Here is a 17691-nt window from a genome sequence, read left to right as displayed (position 1 = left end):
TAAAGGGTCTGGTGAATGCCATGGCAGTCTGTCACTGCTTGGCGTTGGCCGTGTCGGAGCGCATGGATAGCGCAATCCGTTCAGCGGTACCAATAGGGATCTCGCCCACCACCGTGACCATCATCTCGCCTTCCGGAGTGGTCAGGCGCCGGGACACGGCAACGGTCGGGCCAAGCTGGGTGCGGGTATCGGTGACCACGGCGCCATTGAGCGGCTCGAGAAACACCGAGAAACGGGCCAGGCCATCGTCATACATCAGGCTGTTGACCATGGACTTGGTGTCCGGGTCCTTGCGCGCGGTGCTGCTGGTCAGCTCGAACCCTGGCGGCAGCCAGTCCGAGTGCCAGACCTGAGCAGCTTTCACCGCTGAAGCCTTGTCGCTGTTGATGACGACAGGGCGGCATTCAGCACTGGGCTGCAGCTCGCTGTCCTGCGGCACATCGGCAGTGTCGAGGCGGGTGAACTGGAAACGCTCGAGCAACTGCCCCTTGTCGTTCAGCAGCAACGACTTGAGCGGCAGCCCGGTCTCGCGATCCAGGTGCAATTCGAAACCATAGCGGTGTTGATCACGGGGAGTCAGCGAAACGATGACCGCCTGACGCCCAGCCACGCGCGACTTGCCGATGACGGCAAGGTCGTACCAATTCTTGAGCTTTTGCGGATCGAGGGCGCGAGCGGCAGAGTCCGGAGCGTCTCCAAGGCCTGCGACCAACTGGCCGCTGACACATTGGGTACGTCCGTCGATGCGCACCACCTCTTGAGCGGATCCATCGAGCTGAACCAACCGCTCGCGGACCTTACCATCCTGGACGCGATGCCAGATGTTATGGGTAGAAAAACTACCGTTACGCTCGTATACAAAGGTGCCCTGAAAGCTTTGCTGCTGCTCCGCTCGCCCAAGACGCTGCAACCAGTCCTGGGCTTCATCGGCATGGGCTGGAACTACAAACCAGCCACTGAGCAGAAGCGTAAGTAGAGGTATGGCGCGCATGATCCTCCTTAGCGGTTTTCCAGGCTTGCTGCACGAGCGTAAGGCAGCGCGCTTTCAGTGCCTTTGAGGGCAGCTTGTTGCGCATGCTGACGCAGGTAGCTTGGCAGGCGCTGATCATGCCAGCCTTGCTGGCCTTGCAACACGCCGTTGGCCATAGGACCGGTGGCTTCGGAACTTTCGCTGTAGCCAGCCAGGACCGCAGGGCCCTTGACTTGTGGAACAGCCAGGGTCTGCTGACCCGATTGCTGAGCCAGTTCAACACCAGCAATCTCGTCCTGGTTATACAGGCGAACACCTGCCAGCACGGCCACAGTTACCGAGGCAGCAACGGCCAGGCGGCCCAGGCTGCGCCATGGACTGCGGGAGGCCTTGGCCGGCACGGCTTCGTCAGCCAGTGCGGCAGAAACGGCCGCAGCAATGTCCAGACGTGGAAGCAGCAGTTCCTTGTGCATGGCTGCCCGAGCGATTTGATAACGAGCCCAGGTTTCACGGGCTTCAACTTCGTCGACGGCATTCAACACCCGACGCAATTCCAGTTCGTCCGCTTCGTTATCCATCACTGCGGACAGCGATTCCTGCAGGGCTTCACGACTCATGGCGGTTCCTCTCTTGGCTGTCGCCGCTGTCTCAGGATTCCTGCAACAACGGCTGCAGGGCTTTATCGATGGCTTCCCGAGCGCGGAAAATCCGGGAGCGCACGGTACCCACCGGACATTGCATGACGCTCGCAATGTCCTCGTAACTCAGACCATCGAATTCACGTAAAGTTAAAGCTGTACGCAAATCTTCTGGAAGTTGCTGGATGGTTCGATGGACAGTGCCTTCGATCTCATCCCGCAGCAGCGCCCGCTCTGGAGACTCAAGATCCTTGAGGCCATGATCGCCGTCGTAGAACTCCGCATCTTCAGAACTGACATCGCTATCCGGCGGCCGTCGGCCGCGTGAAACCAGATAGTTTTTCGCCGTGTTGATGGCGATACGGTACAGCCACGTATAAAACGCACTGTCACCGCGGAAATTACCAAGTGCACGGTAAGCCTTGATAAAGGCTTCTTGTGCGACATCCTGGGCTTCATGGGTGTCGTGCACGAATCGCACGATCAACCCGAGAATTTTGTGCTGATATTTCAGCACCAGCAGATCGAACGCTCGCTTGTCGCCGCGTTGCACGCGTTCGACCAGCTGCTGATCCTCTTCCTGGGTTAGCATGAACACTCCTCGATAAGCTCGGAGGAAGCTTGCATCACTAATCGATCAGGCTTGCAAACATAGACTCGGGCTTTTCGCAAAAGTTCTCCCCCTCCAAGCAAGTTTCCTGCGGGCTCTGATTTGGCACGCACGAAAAACGCAGCGCGGGCAAGGCCGGCTGCGCGAATAATCCTGTCGTCGATTCCAGCGGCAAGGACCGTGACTCAAGCCCTGCATGTCGCCGACGCTGTCCCTTCTTTCAGGCAACCTTCTATTGAGTTTGGGCCCTTGGCAAAAGTTCCCAATCTTTATAGCCGTGCAGAACGAACATTGTGTAACCGTGAAGAGAAAAAGGGTGCTACATCTTCGATACAGTCGCCACAGCGGTAAATCGGCCGCAAAACGACCTGGCGAACATGAGCTGCAAATACCCCTCTTCTGGTCACCGTAGTCTCACAATGCCACGAAGGCTCGGCTATTGTGCCGATCCACCCCTCTATATACTAGTGGGCTGTGTGGCCGCCCTGATTTGCCGAACCAGGCATCACTGTGCCATCTCCAATCTGGGTCGCTTTGAGCGGAATACTCCTAATGAGCCAACAGTTTCAACACGATGTTCTGGTGATTGGCAGCGGCGCTGCCGGCCTGAGTCTTGCGCTGACCCTCCCTGCCCATCTGCGCATTGCCGTGCTGAGCAAAGGCAACCTGGCCAATGGTTCGACATTCTGGGCCCAGGGCGGCGTCGCGGCGGTACTGGACGACACCGACACCGTCGAGTCCCACGTCGAAGACACCCTGAATGCCGGCGGCGGCCTGTGCCATGAAGACGCGGTGCGCTTCACCGTCGAGCACAGCCGCGAGGCCATCCAGTGGCTGATCGACCAGGGCGTGCCCTTTACCCGTGACGAGCAGTCCGGCACTGAAGACGGCGGTTTCGAGTTCCATCTGACCCGCGAGGGCGGTCACAGCCATAGGCGCATCATCCACGCCGCCGATGCCACCGGCGCGGCCATTTTCAAGACCCTGCTGGCCCAGGCGCGGCTGCGACCGAACATTGAATTGCAGGAACAACGGGTCGCCATCGACCTGATCACTGAGAAACGCCTGGGCCTGGAAGGTGATCGTTGCCTGGGGGCCTACGTGCTCAACCGCGGCACCGGCGAGGTCGACACCTACGGCGCACGCTTTGTGATCCTCGCCTCCGGCGGCGCAGCCAAGGTCTATCTGTACACCAGCAACCCGGACGGTGCATGCGGTGACGGCATCGCCATGGCCTGGCGTTCGGGCTGCCGGGTGGCCAATCTGGAATTCAACCAGTTCCACCCTACTTGCCTGTACCACCCCCAAGCCAAGAGCTTCCTGATCACCGAAGCCCTGCGTGGCGAAGGCGCCCACCTCAAGCTGCCCAATGGCGAACGCTTCATGCAGCGTTTCGACCCACGGGCCGAGCTGGCACCACGGGACATCGTGGCCCGCGCCATCGACCATGAGATGAAGCGCCTGGGCATCGATTGCGTGTACCTGGACATCAGCCACAAGCCGGAAGAGTTCATCAAGACCCACTTCCCGACGGTGTATGAGCGTTGCCTGGAGTTCTCCATCGACATCACCAAGCAGCCGATCCCGGTGGTACCGGCGGCGCATTACACCTGCGGCGGGGTGATGGTCGACCAACAGGGCCGCACCGATGTCCCGGGCCTGTACGCCATCGGCGAAACCAGCTTCACCGGTTTGCACGGTGCCAACCGCATGGCCAGCAACTCGCTGCTGGAGTGTTTTGTCTACGCTCGCTCGGCCGCGGCCGACATTCTTGCGCAATTGCCGCAAATATCAGTCCCCGCGGCCCTGCCCGTGTGGGATGCCAGCCAGGTTACGGATTCCGATGAAGACGTGATCATTGCGCATAACTGGGACGAGCTGCGGCGCTTCATGTGGGACTACGTGGGTATCGTGCGCACCAACAAGCGTCTGGCACGGGCCCAGCACCGGGTACGGCTGCTGCTGGACGAGATCGATGAGTTCTACAGCAACTATAAAGTCAGCCGCGACCTGATCGAACTGCGCAACCTGGCCCAGGTCGCCGAGCTGATGATTCTGTCAGCCATGGCGCGCAAGGAAAGCCGCGGCCTGCACTACACCCTCGACTACCCGCAGATGCTGCCCGAGGCGCTGGACACTATTCTGCTGCCGCCCACCTACGCCGACTGAACTTGAGCCGCACCCGCAAACGCCGGTGGTTGGCCGGCGCCAGCGCATCATGGGGCACGCAGAGCGAACGCACGCGCCGCTCGCCCCGCAGGCGAAACCGCAACACGACCATCATCGGCAAGGCCAGGCTGTCCGGACGCAATTGCACCGGCTGCCAGCCTCGCGCGCTATTGAATAGCTGCCAGCCTTCGACATTGCGGCGCAAACCGGTGAACGCGTGGGGGTGACTCAGGAGGATCTGCCGCGGCACGACCCAGCCGGCATGAGCCAGGCAAGCCGCCAATGCAGTGATGCAGGACCAGACGGGAATATCGAGTACCAGCAGCGAGCCCAACGCAATCAGCTGGGCCAGGAGATAAGCCGCCAGCAAGCGCCGAGAGGCGCGCCAGCGGCATTCGAAGGCGCTACTTGGGCTGGACACGGTCCAGGATCATGCGAACCATGCGCTGCAATTCCGGGTCTTCAGACTCACTGCGTTCCATGAACCAGCCGAACATGTCCTGATCCTCGCATTCGAGCAGCTTGCGATAGCATTCGCGGTCTACATCATTGAGATGGGCATACACCTCCTTCACGAACGGCACCAGCAACACGTCTAGTTCAAGCATGCCGCGACGGCTGTGCCAGTAGAGGCGATTCAGTTCAACATCTTCGACCATGGAGCGCTCCTCAAATAGAGCGCAAGTATACAGCCCGAAGAAGGCGAGAACAGTCGGCTTTGGTCGGGCACCACCGACCTTTTGTGAACTACCCATTTCAGGGGCGCCCCCTTATGATGTGCCCCAGACCCTATTACCCTGCGATGACTCATGGCTGATTCCGCTTTTTTCTGCACGCTGTCCCACGAAGGCATCCTCGCCGTACGCGGCCCTGACGCCAGCAAGTTCCTTCAGGGCCAGTTGACCTGCAACCTCAATTACCTCAGTGACACCCAGTCCAGCCTGGGAGCCCGCTGTACGCAAAAAGGCCGCATGCAGTCCAGCTTTCGCATCCTGCTGCAAGGTGACGGGGTGTTGCTGGCCATGGCCCACGAGCTGCTGGAGCCGCAACTGGCGGACCTGAAGAAGTACGCAGTGTTTTCCAAAGCCAAACTCAGCGATGAAAGCGCCCAATGGGTGCGTTTCGGCCTGGGCGATGCCGGTGCCGCCCTGCTCAGCCTGGGCCTTGAGCTTGGCGAAGAAGCCGGCAACCTGGTGCGCAATAACGATTTGATCGCGGTGCGGGTCTCCCCCGGGCGCGCCGAATTATGGGCCCCGGCCGATCAGGCCGACACCCTGCGCGGCCAACTGGCGGCGCAACTGCCTGAAGGCGAGCTCAACCAGTGGCTGTTGGGCCAGGTCCGCGCCGGGATCGGCCAGGTCATGCCTGCCACTCGCGAGCTGTTTATCCCGCAGATGCTCAATCTGCAGGCCATCGGCGGCGTCAGCTTCAAGAAAGGCTGCTACACCGGCCAGGAAATCGTCGCGCGCATGCAATACCTGGGCAAGCTCAAGCGCCGCCTGTATCGCCTCTGCCTGCCGGCCGGCGACCTACCTGAACCGGGCACCCCGCTATTCTCCCCGACCCATGGCAGTTCCATTGGTGAAGTGGTGATTGCCGCACGGGCCGAGCAACAGATTGAACTATTGGCGGTGCTGCAAGCCGAAGCCGCAGAGGGGGGTGACATCCACCTCGGGACACTTGAAGGGCCAGGCCTGCAACTGCTCGATTTACCGTACCAACTGGACCGTGATCGCGAGATCCAGCGCTGATCGTCAGCACCCCTTGGCAACACCCTAGAGAACAGAAATGAGCAAGCTGGCGGATAAGGTCCAACAGGATTTAGTTGAGGCCATCGATAACGATGACCTGGTTCTGCCAACGTTACCGGAGGTGGCCCTGCAGATTCGCCGGGCCGCTGAAGATCCGGAGATCAGCGTCAGCACCCTGAGCAAAGTGATTGGCCGCGATACGGCGCTCTCGGCGCGCCTGATCAAAGTGGTCAACAGCCCCTTGTTGCGCGCGACCCAGGAAGTCACCGACCTGCACACGGCCATCACCCGCCTGGGCGTCAACTACAGCAGCAACCTGGCCATCGGCCTGGTCATGGAGCAGATTTTCCACGCCCGCTCCGAAGTGGTCGAAAAAAAGATGCGCGATGTCTGGCGCAAAAGCCTGGAAGTCGCCGGTATCAGCTACGCACTGTGCCGCAGCTACTCTCAGCTCAAGCCGGACCAGGCGGCACTGGGCGGCCTGGTGCACCAGATCGGCGTGCTGCCGATCCTGACCTACGCCGAAGACCACTACGAGCTGCTGGCCGATCCGGTCAGCCTGAACCACGTGATCGAACATATTCATCCGCTGCTGGGCGATAAATTGCTCAAGGTCTGGGATTTCCCGGAAAAACTGGCCCTGGTGCCCGGGCAATACCTGAACCTGCAACGCGACTCCACCAAGCTCGACTATATCGACCTGGTCCAGGTGGCCACCCTGTATTGCCACAAAGGCACCGACCATCCCCTGGCGCGCATTGACGTCTCTGAGGTGCCGGCGTTCAAGAAACTGGGAATCGACCTGGACGATGAAGTGCTGTGCCGCGACCTGGAAGAGTCGCGCTCGCTCCTGTACTGATCGGCTCGGCGACGCTCAGCGCAACAGGCTAGCTCGCGATAAAACTCACCCGCACCTTCAAGCCCCGTTGCGCGCCATCGTGCAGGCTGATCTGTGCCAAGTGTGCGCGGCAGATTTCGCCGACGATCGCCAGGCCCAGCCCGGACCCCGCCACCTGCTGATTACGCCGGTAGAAGCGTTCGAACACCCGATCCCGGTCTTCCAGGGGGATCCCCGGGCCGTCGTCCTCGACTTCCAGCACCCCTGGCGGCGACACACGCAAAATCACATTGCCGCCTGGCGGGGTGTGGGCCAGGGCGTTATCCACCAGGTTGCTCAGCAGCTCATTGAGCAGGCTCGGCTCACCGCGCAGCCACACCGGTTCGTCGGCCTCCAGGGCCAAGGCCACGCCACGGGCGTGGGCCAGGGGTGCCATGGCCATGCCCAGTTCGCGGGCCAGTTGGCTGAGGTCGAGCGACTGCGCACCGCCCTCGGCAATCGCCCGGGCGCCGTTTTCAATGCGCGCCAGGGACAATAGCTGATTGGCCAGGTGGGTCAGGCGGTCAGTGCCCTGGGCCGCGCTTTCCAGAGTGGCGCGCCAGGTCTGCGGATCCGTGGCCCGCTGGCCCAGTTCCAGCCGCGCCTTGAGCGCCGCCAACGGCGTGCGCAACTCATGGGCAGCATCGGCGATAAACTGCGCCTGGCGCTCGAACTGGCCGCGCAGGCGCTCGGTGAAATGGTTGAGCGCCCGCACCAGCGGCCACAACTCGCGCTGCACCTCCACCAACGGCAAGGGCCGCAAGTCGTCAGGCTGACGCTCCTCGACCGCGCTGCGCAGGCGCTCCAGCGGACGCAGGGCGGCACTCACGGCAAACCACACCAGCACCAGCGCGCCAATCGCCAGCATCCCCAGGCGCAGCAAGGTGTCGGCCATCAGACTGCGGGCCATGGTTTCACGCGCCTCGTCGGTCTCCGCTACGCGAATTTCCGCCATGCCGTTCATGTTCGGCTCGCTGACCGCCTTGAGCAGGCTGACCACACGCACGTTCTGTCCCAGGTAGGAGGCATCGTAGAACCGCGCCAACGCCGGATAATCATCGGTACGCGGGGTGCCCGGCGGCGGCCCGGGGAGGTTTTCGTAACCGGAGATCAACTGCTGGTGAATGTCGTTGACCTGGTAGTAGATACGTCCGGCGCTGTCGTAGGCAAAAGTGTCCAGGGCCACATAAGGCACATTGGCACTCAGGCTGCCGTCGCGCTGGGACAATCCGGCGGCGATGGTCCGCGCCGAGGCCAGCAGAGTCCGGTCATAGGCGGTGTCGGCGGCCTCGCGCCCGTTCCAGTAGGCACTCAACCCGCTGGCCAGCATCAGCACCACCAACAGCAGCGCCAGGTTCCACAACAACCGCCAACGCAGGCTGCTGGGCTTATGCATCGCGGCTTTCCAGGAGGTAGCCGAGGCCGCGGAAGGTAACGATGGCCACCGCATGCCCATCGAGTTTTTTGCGCAGGCGGTGGACGTAGATTTCGATGGCGTCGGGGCTGGCCTCTTCATCCAGGCCGAACACCTGGGCCGCCAGTTGCTCCTTGCTCATCACCCGTCCCGGACGGGCGATCAGGGCTTCGAGCACCGCCTGCTCGCGGGAGGTCAGGGTCAGCAGCTCATCGCCCAAGGTGAAACGCCGAGTGTCCAGGTCATAGACCAGCACCCCGCAGCGCTGCTGGCGTTCGCCGCCGAGCACGCTGCGCCGCAGCAGGGCCTTGACCCGCGCTTCAAGCTCGGTGAGTTCGAAGGGTTTGGCCAGGTAATCGTCGGCCCCCAGGTTCAGGCCATGGACCCGATCCCTGACGTCGCTGCGCGCAGTCAGCATCAGCACCGGCAGGTTCTTGCCGCGGCTGCGCAGGCGCGCCAGTACCTCGAAACCGTCCATGCGCGGCAGGCCGACATCGAGGATGACCACCGCGTACTCCTCGCTGCCCAGGGCCAGGTCCGCTGCCACGCCATCGTGCAGCACATCCACCGTCAGGCCGATGCTTTTCAGCGCCTGGGCGACACTTTCCGCCAGTTGCAGATGGTCTTCGACAAGCAGAACGCGCATGGATTGCTACCTCATTCGGGGAGGGTCGACGCCACTCTTTGGCGCGGAGTTTACAGCCGCAACCGCCGCTGTGAAGCCCGAAAACATTGAAAGTCCGCTGAAAGGTTAGCGAAAGGTTGGCCCATTAGAGTCCTGCCACGGACAGTCCCGACTGCCGTGGCCGTCACGGCCGCTTGCCCGAAAAACGCCTCGAAGCGTTTTCGCCAATAAGAACAATAACGGAGTACCACACGATGCTGTCCATGCAGCCTCAGGCTTGCCCGCCTGTTCGTTTTTCCCTTCTGCGCCAGACCACCCTTGCCAGTGCCGCCGCCCTCGCCGGTTTTTCGCCGCTTGGCCAGGCCGCGTTCTTCGAAGACAGCAGCGCCACCCTCGAAACCCGCAACATGTACTTCAACCGCGACTTTCGCGACGGCACCAGCGCCCAGCAATCCAAACGCGACGAATGGGCCCAGGGTTTCATGCTCAACCTGCAATCGGGCTACACCGAGGGCACCGTCGGTTTCGGCGTGGACGCCCTGGGCATGCTCGGCATCAAGCTCGACTCCAGCCCCGACCGCACCGGCACCGGCCTGCTGCCGACCCACGATGATGGCCGCGCAGCCGACGAATACTCCAAGCTCGGCCTGACCGGCAAGATGAAGATCTCGGCCACCGAGCTGAAAGTCGGCAGCCTGATCCCCGAACTGCCGATCCTCAAGCCCAACGACGGACGCATCCTGCCCCAGACCTTTGAAGGCGGCCTGCTGACCTCCAGGGAAATCAAGAACCTGACCTTCACCGGTGGTCGCCTGTCCCGCGCCAAGGACCGTGACGACAGCAACTACGAAAACATCGCCCTCAACAATAAGAACAGCCGCTTCAGCAGCACCGCCGAGGGCAAGCATTTCGATTTCGGCGGCCTGGACTACAAGTTCACCGACAAGATCACCGGCAGCTACCACTTCGCCCAGCTCGGCGAGGTCTACAAACAACACTTCCTCGGCCTGGTGGCGTCGCGGCCCATGGGCCCTGGCACCTTTGCCGCCGACTTGCGCGCAGCCATCAGTGATGACCAGGGCCAGGCCCGTGGCGGCAAGATCGACAACAAATCCCTCAACGGCCTGGTGAGCTATGCCTTGAACGGGCATAAGCTCAGCGCCGGCTACCAGCACATGTCCGGCGACAGCGCCTTCCCTTACATCGATGGCAGCGATCCCTACCTGGTCAACTTCGTGCAGATCAACGATTTTGCCGGCGCCCAGGAGCGCTCCTGGCAAGCACGCTACGACTACGACTTCGGCAAACTCGGGATCCCCGGCCTGAGCTTCATGAGCCGCTACATCAGCGGTGACAACATCGCCCTGAAAAACGGCGACACCGGCAAGGAATGGGAACGCAACACCGAGATCAAGTACGTGGTGCAAAGCGGCACCCTCAAGGACGTCGCGGTGCGCCTGCGCAATGCCACCTACCGCTCCAACTACTCGGCACGGGACGCCGATGAAGTGCGGCTGCTGGTGAGCTACAGCGTGGCCCTCTGGTAATTGGCCTCTCAGTTAACACACCAGGGTCGAGGACGGCCCTGGCATACCTACAACAACTCCTGTGGAGACGATCATGGACTTATCACTGCGTAAACTCGCCCTCGCCGCCGGCTGCATGCTGTTCGCCGGCCAACTGCTGGCCGCCGGTGCCGAACCCAAGCGCCCGGAATGCATCGCCCCGGCCTCCCCCGGCGGCGGCTTCGACCTGACCTGCAAGCTGGCGCAAAGCGCGCTGGTCAACGAAAAACTGCTGTCCAAGCCGATGCGCGTGACCTACATGCCCGGCGGCGTCGGTGCGGTGGCCTACAACGCGGTGGTGGCCCAGCGCCCGGCCGACGCCGGGACCCTGGTGGCCTGGTCCAGCGGCTCGCTGCTGAACCTGGCCCAGGGCAAATTCGGGCGCTTCGATGAAAGCGCGGTGCGCTGGCTGGCAGCCGTCGGCACCAGCTACGGTGCGATCGCGGTCAAAAGCGATTCGCCCTACAAGAACCTCGACGACCTGGTCCAGGCCCTGAAAAAAGACCCGAGCAAAGTGGTGATCGGCTCCGGCGGCACCGTCGGCAGCCAGGACTGGATGCAGACCGCGCTGATCGCCAAGGCCGCCGGGATCAACCCGCGCGACTTGCGCTACGTGGCCCTGGAAGGCGGCGGTGAAATCGCCACCGCCCTGCTCGGCGGGCATATCCAGGTCGGCAGTACCGACATCTCCGACTCCATGCCGCACATTCTCGCCGGCGACATGCGGCTGCTGGCGGTGTTCTCCGATCAGCGCCTGGACGAGCCGGAAATGAAAGACATCCCGACCGCCAAGGAGCAGGGCTACGACATCGTCTGGCCGGTAGTGCGCGGCTTCTACCTGGGGCCAAAAGTCAGCGACGAAGACTACGCATGGTGGAAAGACGCCTTCGACAAGCTGCTGGCGTCCGAAGAGTTCGCCAAGCTGCGTGACCAGCGCGAGCTGTTCCCGTTCGCCCTGACCGGCCCGGAGCTCGACACCTACGTCAAGAAACAGGTCGCCGACTACAAGACCCTGGCCAAAGAGTTCGGCCTGATCCAGTGATCGTCCCGGTCTAGCCGCCCGGCCCTCGCCCATCGAGGGCCGGGCCCAGGAGTTCCCCATGCTCTTACAACGCATTTTTGCCTCGGTGTTGCTGCTGGCCTGTGCCGGTCTGGCACTGATGGCCTGGCCGTACCAGGCGGCTTTTTCCTACGAACCGGTCGGGCCCCGGGCCTTTCCCCTGCTGATGCTGGGGTTGATGAGCCTGGGCCTGATTTACATGTTGTTTCGCCCGCAACCGACCAAGCACACCGAAGAGGAACCGGCGCTGGACCGCGAAACCCTGATCAAGATCGGCGTCTGCGTGACGCTGTTGATCGTGTTTGCCGGCACCTTCGAACCCCTGGGTTTCATCCTCAGCAGCATGCTGGTGGGCATCCCGATGGCACGTCTGTATGGCGGCCGCTGGTGGCCCAGCGTGGTCATCGTCAGCTTGATGGCCGTGGGCCTGTATCTGTTGTTCGACAAAGCCATGGATGTACCGCTGCCCCTCGGCCTGCTTGAAGTTCTGGAGAACTGATATGGATACTTTCAGCTATTTGGGCCAGGGCTTCGGCGTCGCGCTGAGCCCGTACAACCTGGTGACAGCCCTGTGCGGCACCCTGATCGGCACCGTGGTCGGCCTGCTGCCGGGCCTGGGCCCGATCAACGGTGTGGCGCTGCTGATCCCGATTGCGTTTGCCCTCGGCCTGCCACCGGAGTCGGCGCTGATTCTGCTGGCAGCGGTGTACCTGGGCTGCGAGTACGGCGGCCGGATCAGCTCGATCCTGCTCAACATCCCGGGTGAAGCCTCCACCGTGATGACCACACTCGACGGCTACCCCATGGCCCGCAAGGGCCTGGCGGGCGTGGCGTTGTCACTGTCGGCCTGGAGTTCGTTCATCGGCGCCTTTATCGCCACCTGCGGCATGGTGCTGTTTGCCCCCCTGCTGGCGAAATGGGCGATCGCCTTCGGCCCGGCGGAATATTTCGTGCTGATGGTGTTCGCCATTGTCTGCCTGGGCGGCATGGCCGGTGATCGGCCGCTGAAAACCTTTATTGCCGCGCTGATCGGCCTGTTCCTGTCCAGTGTCGGCATCGATGCCAACAGCGGCGTTTACCGCTTCACCGGCGACAACATCCACCTCACCGATGGCATTCAGTTCGTGGTGCTGGTGCTGGGCCTGTTCTCCATCAGCGAGATCCTGTTGCTGCTGGAGAAAACCCACCGTGGCCAGGAAGCGGTCAAGGCCACCGGGCGCATGATGTTCAACGTCAAGGAGGCCTCGGCGGTGTTCGTGGTCAACATCCGCTGCGGCCTGCTGGGTTTCATCATGGGCGTGCTGCCGGGTGCCGGCGCGACCCTGGCCAGTGCCGTGGCCTACATGACCGAAAAACGCATCGCCGGCTCTAAAGGCACCTTCGGCCAAGGCGACATGCGCGGCCTGGCGGCGCCGGAAACCGCCATCGGCGCTTCGGCCTGCGGCGCCCTGGTGCCGATGCTGACCCTCGGCGTGCCGGGCTCGGGCACCACCGCGGTGATGATTGGCGCGCTGTCGCTGTACAACATCACCCCCGGCCCGCTGCTGTTCCAGCAACAACCGGATATCGTCTGGGGCCTGATCGCCTCGCTGTTTATCGCCAACATCATGCTGGTGATCCTCAATATCCCGATGATCCGCATCTTCACCCGCATCCTTGCCGTGCCGAACTGGGCACTGGTGCCGGTGATCGCGATCATCACCGGGATCGGCGTCTACGCGGTGCACGCCACCACCTTCGACCTGTTCCTGATGGTGGGCATCGGTATCTTCGGCTACATCCTGCGCAAGCTGGACTTCCCGCTGTCGCCGGTACTGCTGGGCTTTATCCTCGGCGGCCTGATGGAGCAGAACCTGCGCCGGGCGCTGTCGATTTCCAACGGTGCGCTGGAAATCCTCTGGTCGAGCCCGATCACCCTGGGCGTGTGGATTCTCACGGCCGTGATGCTGCTGATGCCGATCCTGCGCATCTGGCGCAAGCGTTCCGTGCAGCGCCGTGCCGTGGCCGATGTCTGAGGTCAGCTTCAAACAGTGGTGGGGAACCCCACTGGTCGGGCTGGTGGGGGGTTACCTCGCCAGCCAGATCGGCTGGCCGCTGCCGTGGATGGTCGGCTCGTTGCTGGCGATCATCCTGGTGCGCTGCCTGACGCCCTGGCAACTGGCGGAAATCCCCGGCGGCCGCAAATGCGGGCAATGGGTGGTGGGCATCGGCATCGGCCTGCACTTCACCCCGGTGGTGATGGAGCAGGTGATGAGCCACTTCGGCCTGATCTTCTTCGGCGCGCTGGTCACCAGCCTGTCGGCAGTGGTGGGTGTGTGGTTGATGCGGCGTACCGGGGAGGACCGGGCCACGGCGTTCTTCTCCAGCATGCCGGGCGGCTCCGGGGAGATGGTCAACCTGGGGGCGCGCAATGGCGCGGTGCTCAGTCGCGTCGCGGCCGGGCAAAGCCTGCGGGTGCTGGCGGTGGTGCTGTGCGTGCCGGCGGCCTTCAAGTACCTGCTCGGCGAGGGTGTGCCGCAGGCGCATCCGGCGACGGTCGATTGGCCATGGCTGGCGTTACTGTTTCCGGCGGGCGCCCTGCTCGCCTGGATCTGGCAGCGCCTGCGCCAGCCCAACCCCTGGCTGTTCGGCCCGCTGCTGGTGGCGGCCACCGTGAGTATCAGCTGGAACCTGCACATCGGTCTGCCCGACGGTGCCAGCCAGATGGGCCAATGGCTGATCGGCAGCGGCCTGGGCTGTCACTTCAATCGCCAGTTCTTTCGGCGCGCGCCCTCGTTCCTGGGCCGCACCCTGCTGGGCACGGCACTGACCATGCTCATCGCCAGCCTTGCGGCATTGGGCCTGAGCGCCCTGACCCACCTGGACCTGCGCTCGCTGACATTGGGCATGATGCCCGGTGGTATCGCGGAAATGAGCCTGACGGCCGAGACCCTGCAACTGTCGGTGCCCTTGGTGACGGCGATGCAGGTGATGCGCTTGCTGTTTGTGCTGTTTCTGGCAGAGCCTTTGTTCCGGCACTGGAACAAAGACCCGGACCTCGACTGACCGGCAACCCAGGCTTACAAGGGCGGCAGGCGCCACTCGATGGGGGTCTCGCCATTTTGCTCGAGGTATTTGTTGGTACGGCTGAAGTGCCCGCAACCGATAAACCCGCGATAGGCCGACAGCGGTGATGGGTGCACCGAGGTCAGCACCAGGTGCTTGGTGGCGTCGATCAGTTTCTGCTTACCCTGGGCATGGGCGCCCCACAGCAGGAACACCAGGTGCGGCTGGTGCTCGCTGACCACTTCGATGATCCGATCGGTAAAGAACTGCCAGCCCTTGCCGGCATGGGCGTTGGCGTTGGCGCGCTCCACGGTCATGGTGGTGTTGAGCATCAGCACGCCCTGCTCGGCCCAGCTTTGCAGGTAGCCGTGGTTGGGAATGTCGATGTTCAGGTCGCGCTTGAGCTCTTTATAGATGTTCACCAGCGACGGCGGCGCGGGAATCCCCGGTTGCACCGAGAAGCACAGGCCGTGGGCCTGGCCCGGGCCGTGGTACGGGTCCTGGCCGAGGATCACCACCTTGACCTTGTCCAGCGGGGTGGAGTTGAGCGCGTTGAAAATCATCGGGCCCGGCGGATAGATTTCCTTGCCGGCGGCGTGTTCCTGGCGCAGGAACTCGCGCAGCTGGGCCATGTACGGCTGTTCGAATTCGGCACGCAGCGCCTCCTTCCAGCTCGGTTCGAGTTTGATACGGTCGTCGGAGGTCATGGGGGTACCCGCAGAAAAACAATGGGCGCACCCTAGGAAAGCCGTCCGGGCTTGTCAATTGGTCTGACGCAGAACCAGCACTTTCTCAGGACTGGGATCATACTCAACCTTCAATTTTCTGATCGAGGTCACGATGAATCTGCACTTCGAAGAGCTGACCGGCACCGATGGCGCGCGCATTGGCATCGCCAGCCTGGATGCCGAAAAGTCCCTGAATGCCCTGTCCCTGCCGATGATCCAGGCCTTGGGCGAACGCCTCGATGCCTGGGCCAAAGACCCGCAAATCGTCTGTGTGCTGCTGCGCGGCAACGGCGCCAAGGCGTTTTGCGCCGGCGGCGAAGTGCGCAGCCTGGCCCAGGCCTGCCTGGCGCACCCGGGCGAAGTCCCGGCCCTGGCCGGGCAGTTTTTTGCCGAGGAATACCGCCTCGACTACCGCCTGCACACCTACCCCAAGCCGCTGATCTGCTGGGGCCATGGTTATGTGCTGGGCGGCGGCATGGGCCTGTTGCAGGGCGCAAGCATCCGCATTGTCACCCCGAGCAGCCGCCTGGCCATGCCGGAAATCAGCATCGGCCTGTACCCGGACGTGGGCGCCAGCTGGTTCCTCTCGCGGCTGCCGGGCAAGCTCGGCCTGTTTCTGGGCCTGACGGGTGCCCATATGAACGCCCGGGATGCCCTCGATCTTGACCTCGCCGACCGCTTCCTGCTGGACGAACAGCAAGAAGAACTGGTCGAAGGCCTGCTGCAATTGAACTGGCAGGAGCAGACGCCCATGCAGCTCAACAGCCTGCTCAAGGCCCTGCAACAGGAAGCCGTGGCCCAATTGCCCGAGGCCCAGTGGCTGCCGCGCCGGCCGCAGATCGACCAATGGCTGGATGTCAGCGATGTACGCTGCGCCTGGCGCGCCATCAGCCAACTGCGCGAGCACAGTGACAGCCTGTTCAGCCGCGCGGCCAAGACCCTGAGCGAGGGCTGCCCGCTGACTGCGCACCTGGTCTGGGAACAGATCCGGCGGGCGCGCCATCTGTCCCTGGCCCAGGTGTTTCAGATGGAGTACACCCTGAGCCTGAACTGCTGCCGGCACCCGGAGTTCAGCGAAGGGGTACGAGCACGGTTGATCGACAAGGACCAGAAGCCGCATTGGCATTGGCCGGACATCAATACGGTGCCCGATGCCGTGGTCGAGGCGCATTTTCACAAGGCCTGGGAGGGCCGGCACCCGCTGGCGGACCTGTCGGACTACTAACCCCGGCACGACCGGCAGGCAAAAAAAAGCGGCGCTCAATGCGCCGCTTTTTCATTGTGGGTTCAGCGGTTGTGGCCGCCTCGGCCGTTGTCGCCGCGATCATGGTTTCCACGATCATGATCGCCACGCCCACCGCGGTTATCGCGCCCGCCATGGCCGCCGCCGTCGCCCCAGTTCTGACGGTTATGGCCGTCCCAGCCACCGTTCGGATAAGGCCGGTACGCTGCTCGTGGCGGGGCCTGGTAATAGCGTGGGGCCGGCTGGTAATAGCGCGGCGACGCCTGGTAGTACCTGGGCGCAGGTTGGTAGTAACGCGGCGCGGAATAGCTGCGGCCCGACGAGTAGTAGCCACCACCGGAGTAGTAGGCCGGCGCCGGCGTGCTGTAGACCTCGGAACTGTAGTAGCTGGAACCTCCGTCGTAATAGGGAACGCACGCAGAAAGAGTCAAACCCAGGAACGCAGTGAGTAGAAGTCGACGATACATGGCGGCCTCCTGGACCGCGAAAGAGCCATGCCAGCGACGCTGGCCGGCGGCAGTCAAATAATGTTCTGACTGACGAGGCATCTGACCGCGAAAACCGAATCTGGTGCGACACATGCAATACATTGATACAAGTCACCCAGGCCTTTCAGCGGAGCATAAAAAAAGCGGCGCCTGATAGCACAGCGCCGCTACTTTCAAGGAGCAGTCTGATCGCGACCGGCGTCCATTCAGGCCATGACCGCACTGACGACTCTTGTGACCTAATGGTGCCCGCGGCGGTATCCGCCGTAATAGTGCGGGCCGTATCCCCCGTAGTACGGGTGGTAATAACGTGGGCCGTAATAGCCGCCATAGTCATACGGGGAGTAACCGTAGTAATAAGGCGCCGGCACCCTGTACACGTCCGTGCGGTAATAGCCCGGCCCGACGTAGTACGGCACGCACGCAGACAGGCTCGATCCGAGCACAATGGCAAACAGCATTCGACGCAACATGGCGGCCTCCTGGACCGCGGGAAGCCACACCAGCG

The 17691-nt window shown here is 62.7% G+C and carries 19 protein-coding genes; 9 read left to right on the top strand and 10 right to left on the bottom strand.

Annotated features, from left to right (window positions below; translation table 11 throughout):
* Window positions 1-31: 31 nt before the first annotated feature.
* Genes JFU57_RS15165 through rpoE form a run of 3 tightly spaced genes read right to left on the bottom strand, consistent with a single transcriptional unit; the run spans window position 32 to window position 2200 of the window.
* The gene (locus JFU57_RS15165; RefSeq protein ID WP_201129885.1) at window positions 32-991 is read right to left on the bottom strand and encodes a MucB/RseB C-terminal domain-containing protein; all 960 of its coding nucleotides are present in this window, start codon (window positions 989-991) and stop codon (window positions 32-34) included.
* A gap of 8 nt (window positions 992-999) precedes the next feature.
* The gene (locus tag JFU57_RS15160; protein WP_078473184.1) at window positions 1000-1587 is read right to left on the bottom strand and encodes an anti sigma-E factor RseA C-terminal domain-containing protein; all 588 of its coding nucleotides are present in this window, start codon (window positions 1585-1587) and stop codon (window positions 1000-1002) included.
* A gap of 31 nt (window positions 1588-1618) precedes the next feature.
* Window positions 1619-2200 carry an RNA polymerase sigma factor RpoE gene (gene rpoE, locus JFU57_RS15155; protein ID WP_019692537.1) on the bottom strand — a complete coding sequence of 194 codons (582 nt, stop codon included), beginning with the start codon at window positions 2198-2200 and terminating at the stop codon, window positions 1619-1621.
* Window positions 2201-2770: 570 nt separating this feature from the next.
* Between rpoE and nadB the strand changes: the two genes are divergently transcribed.
* On the top strand, window positions 2771-4387 hold the full coding sequence (gene nadB / locus JFU57_RS15150; protein ID WP_078473183.1) for an L-aspartate oxidase: 1617 nt from the start codon (window positions 2771-2773) through the stop codon (window positions 4385-4387).
* Here nadB and JFU57_RS15145 read toward each other — a convergent pair.
* Window positions 4356-4808 (bottom strand): protein YgfX, encoded by a 453-nt coding sequence (locus JFU57_RS15145; RefSeq protein WP_201129883.1) that lies wholly within the window; start codon window positions 4806-4808, stop codon window positions 4356-4358. The two genes, nadB and JFU57_RS15145, sit on opposite strands and share 32 nt — an antisense overlap.
* On the bottom strand, window positions 4792-5046 hold the full coding sequence (locus JFU57_RS15140; RefSeq protein ID WP_017127583.1) for an FAD assembly factor SdhE: 255 nt from the start codon (window positions 5044-5046) through the stop codon (window positions 4792-4794). Before JFU57_RS15140 ends, JFU57_RS15145 begins: the two co-directional genes overlap by 17 nt.
* Window positions 5047-5196: 150 nt before the next feature.
* Between JFU57_RS15140 and ygfZ the strand changes: the two genes are divergently transcribed.
* Both ygfZ and JFU57_RS15130 read left to right on the top strand, forming a co-directional pair.
* A complete protein-coding gene (gene ygfZ / locus JFU57_RS15135; RefSeq protein ID WP_201129880.1) occupies window positions 5197-6138 on the top strand; it encodes a CAF17-like 4Fe-4S cluster assembly/insertion protein YgfZ in 942 nt (313 codons plus the stop codon).
* A 37-nt stretch (window positions 6139-6175) separates the two neighbouring features.
* A complete protein-coding gene (locus JFU57_RS15130; protein WP_201129878.1) occupies window positions 6176-6997 on the top strand; it encodes an HDOD domain-containing protein in 822 nt (273 codons plus the stop codon).
* Between the two features lie 28 nt (window positions 6998-7025).
* On the opposite strand, the gene JFU57_RS15125 is transcribed toward JFU57_RS15130, so the two are convergent.
* Together JFU57_RS15125 and JFU57_RS15120 are read right to left on the bottom strand one after the other, a co-directional pair.
* Window positions 7026-8411 (bottom strand): sensor histidine kinase, encoded by a 1386-nt coding sequence (locus tag JFU57_RS15125; protein WP_078473179.1) that lies wholly within the window; start codon window positions 8409-8411, stop codon window positions 7026-7028.
* Window positions 8404-9075, bottom strand: a complete 672-nt coding sequence (locus tag JFU57_RS15120; protein ID WP_201129876.1) for a response regulator — start codon at window positions 9073-9075, stop codon at window positions 8404-8406. The genes JFU57_RS15125 and JFU57_RS15120 overlap by 8 nt, the downstream gene beginning before the upstream one ends.
* A gap of 233 nt (window positions 9076-9308) precedes the next feature.
* On the opposite strand from JFU57_RS15120, the gene JFU57_RS15115 reads away from it, so the two are divergent.
* The 5 genes from JFU57_RS15115 (at window position 9309) to JFU57_RS15095 (ending at window position 14724) form a co-directional block, all read left to right on the top strand.
* Entirely contained in the window at window positions 9309-10601 is a 1293-nt protein-coding gene (locus JFU57_RS15115) for an OprD family porin (protein ID WP_201129874.1), read from the top strand.
* A 73-nt stretch (window positions 10602-10674) separates the two neighbouring features.
* Window positions 10675-11661 carry a Bug family tripartite tricarboxylate transporter substrate binding protein gene (locus JFU57_RS15110; protein ID WP_201129872.1) on the top strand — a complete coding sequence of 329 codons (987 nt, stop codon included), beginning with the start codon at window positions 10675-10677 and terminating at the stop codon, window positions 11659-11661.
* Window positions 11662-11719: 58 nt separating this feature from the next.
* On the top strand, window positions 11720-12178 hold the full coding sequence (locus JFU57_RS15105; RefSeq protein WP_078473176.1) for a tripartite tricarboxylate transporter TctB family protein: 459 nt from the start codon (window positions 11720-11722) through the stop codon (window positions 12176-12178).
* Window position 12179: 1 nt separating this feature from the next.
* On the top strand, window positions 12180-13694 hold the full coding sequence (locus tag JFU57_RS15100) for a tripartite tricarboxylate transporter permease (RefSeq protein WP_201129870.1): 1515 nt from the start codon (window positions 12180-12182) through the stop codon (window positions 13692-13694).
* Window positions 13687-14724 (top strand): AbrB family transcriptional regulator, encoded by a 1038-nt coding sequence (locus JFU57_RS15095; protein ID WP_201129868.1) that lies wholly within the window; start codon window positions 13687-13689, stop codon window positions 14722-14724. Before JFU57_RS15100 ends, JFU57_RS15095 begins: the two co-directional genes overlap by 8 nt.
* A gap of 14 nt (window positions 14725-14738) precedes the next feature.
* On the opposite strand, the gene ung is transcribed toward JFU57_RS15095, so the two are convergent.
* Window positions 14739-15431, bottom strand: coding sequence for a uracil-DNA glycosylase (ung, locus tag JFU57_RS15090; RefSeq protein WP_020300458.1), 693 nt, complete (start codon window positions 15429-15431; stop codon window positions 14739-14741).
* A 133-nt stretch (window positions 15432-15564) separates the two neighbouring features.
* Here ung and JFU57_RS15085 point away from each other — a divergent pair, with 133 nt between their 5' ends.
* The gene (locus tag JFU57_RS15085; RefSeq protein WP_020300457.1) at window positions 15565-16677 is read left to right on the top strand and encodes an enoyl-CoA hydratase/isomerase family protein; all 1113 of its coding nucleotides are present in this window, start codon (window positions 15565-15567) and stop codon (window positions 16675-16677) included.
* A gap of 62 nt (window positions 16678-16739) precedes the next feature.
* On the opposite strand, the gene JFU57_RS15080 is transcribed toward JFU57_RS15085, so the two are convergent.
* Together JFU57_RS15080 and JFU57_RS15075 are read right to left on the bottom strand one after the other, a co-directional pair.
* A complete protein-coding gene (locus JFU57_RS15080) occupies window positions 16740-17162 on the bottom strand; it encodes a hypothetical protein (RefSeq protein WP_201129866.1) in 423 nt (140 codons plus the stop codon).
* 260 nt (window positions 17163-17422) lie between these two features.
* Entirely contained in the window at window positions 17423-17656 is a 234-nt protein-coding gene (locus tag JFU57_RS15075) for a hypothetical protein (protein ID WP_020300455.1), read from the bottom strand.
* Window positions 17657-17691: the final 35 nt, after the last annotated feature.

Origin of the sequence: Pseudomonas sp. TH07 (genome assembly GCF_016651285.1) — a bacterium.
Lineage (GTDB): Bacteria > Pseudomonadota > Gammaproteobacteria > Pseudomonadales > Pseudomonadaceae > Aquipseudomonas.
Note: the sequence above shows the minus strand (reverse complement) of the source record. Positions and strands in the feature narration are given on the sequence as shown.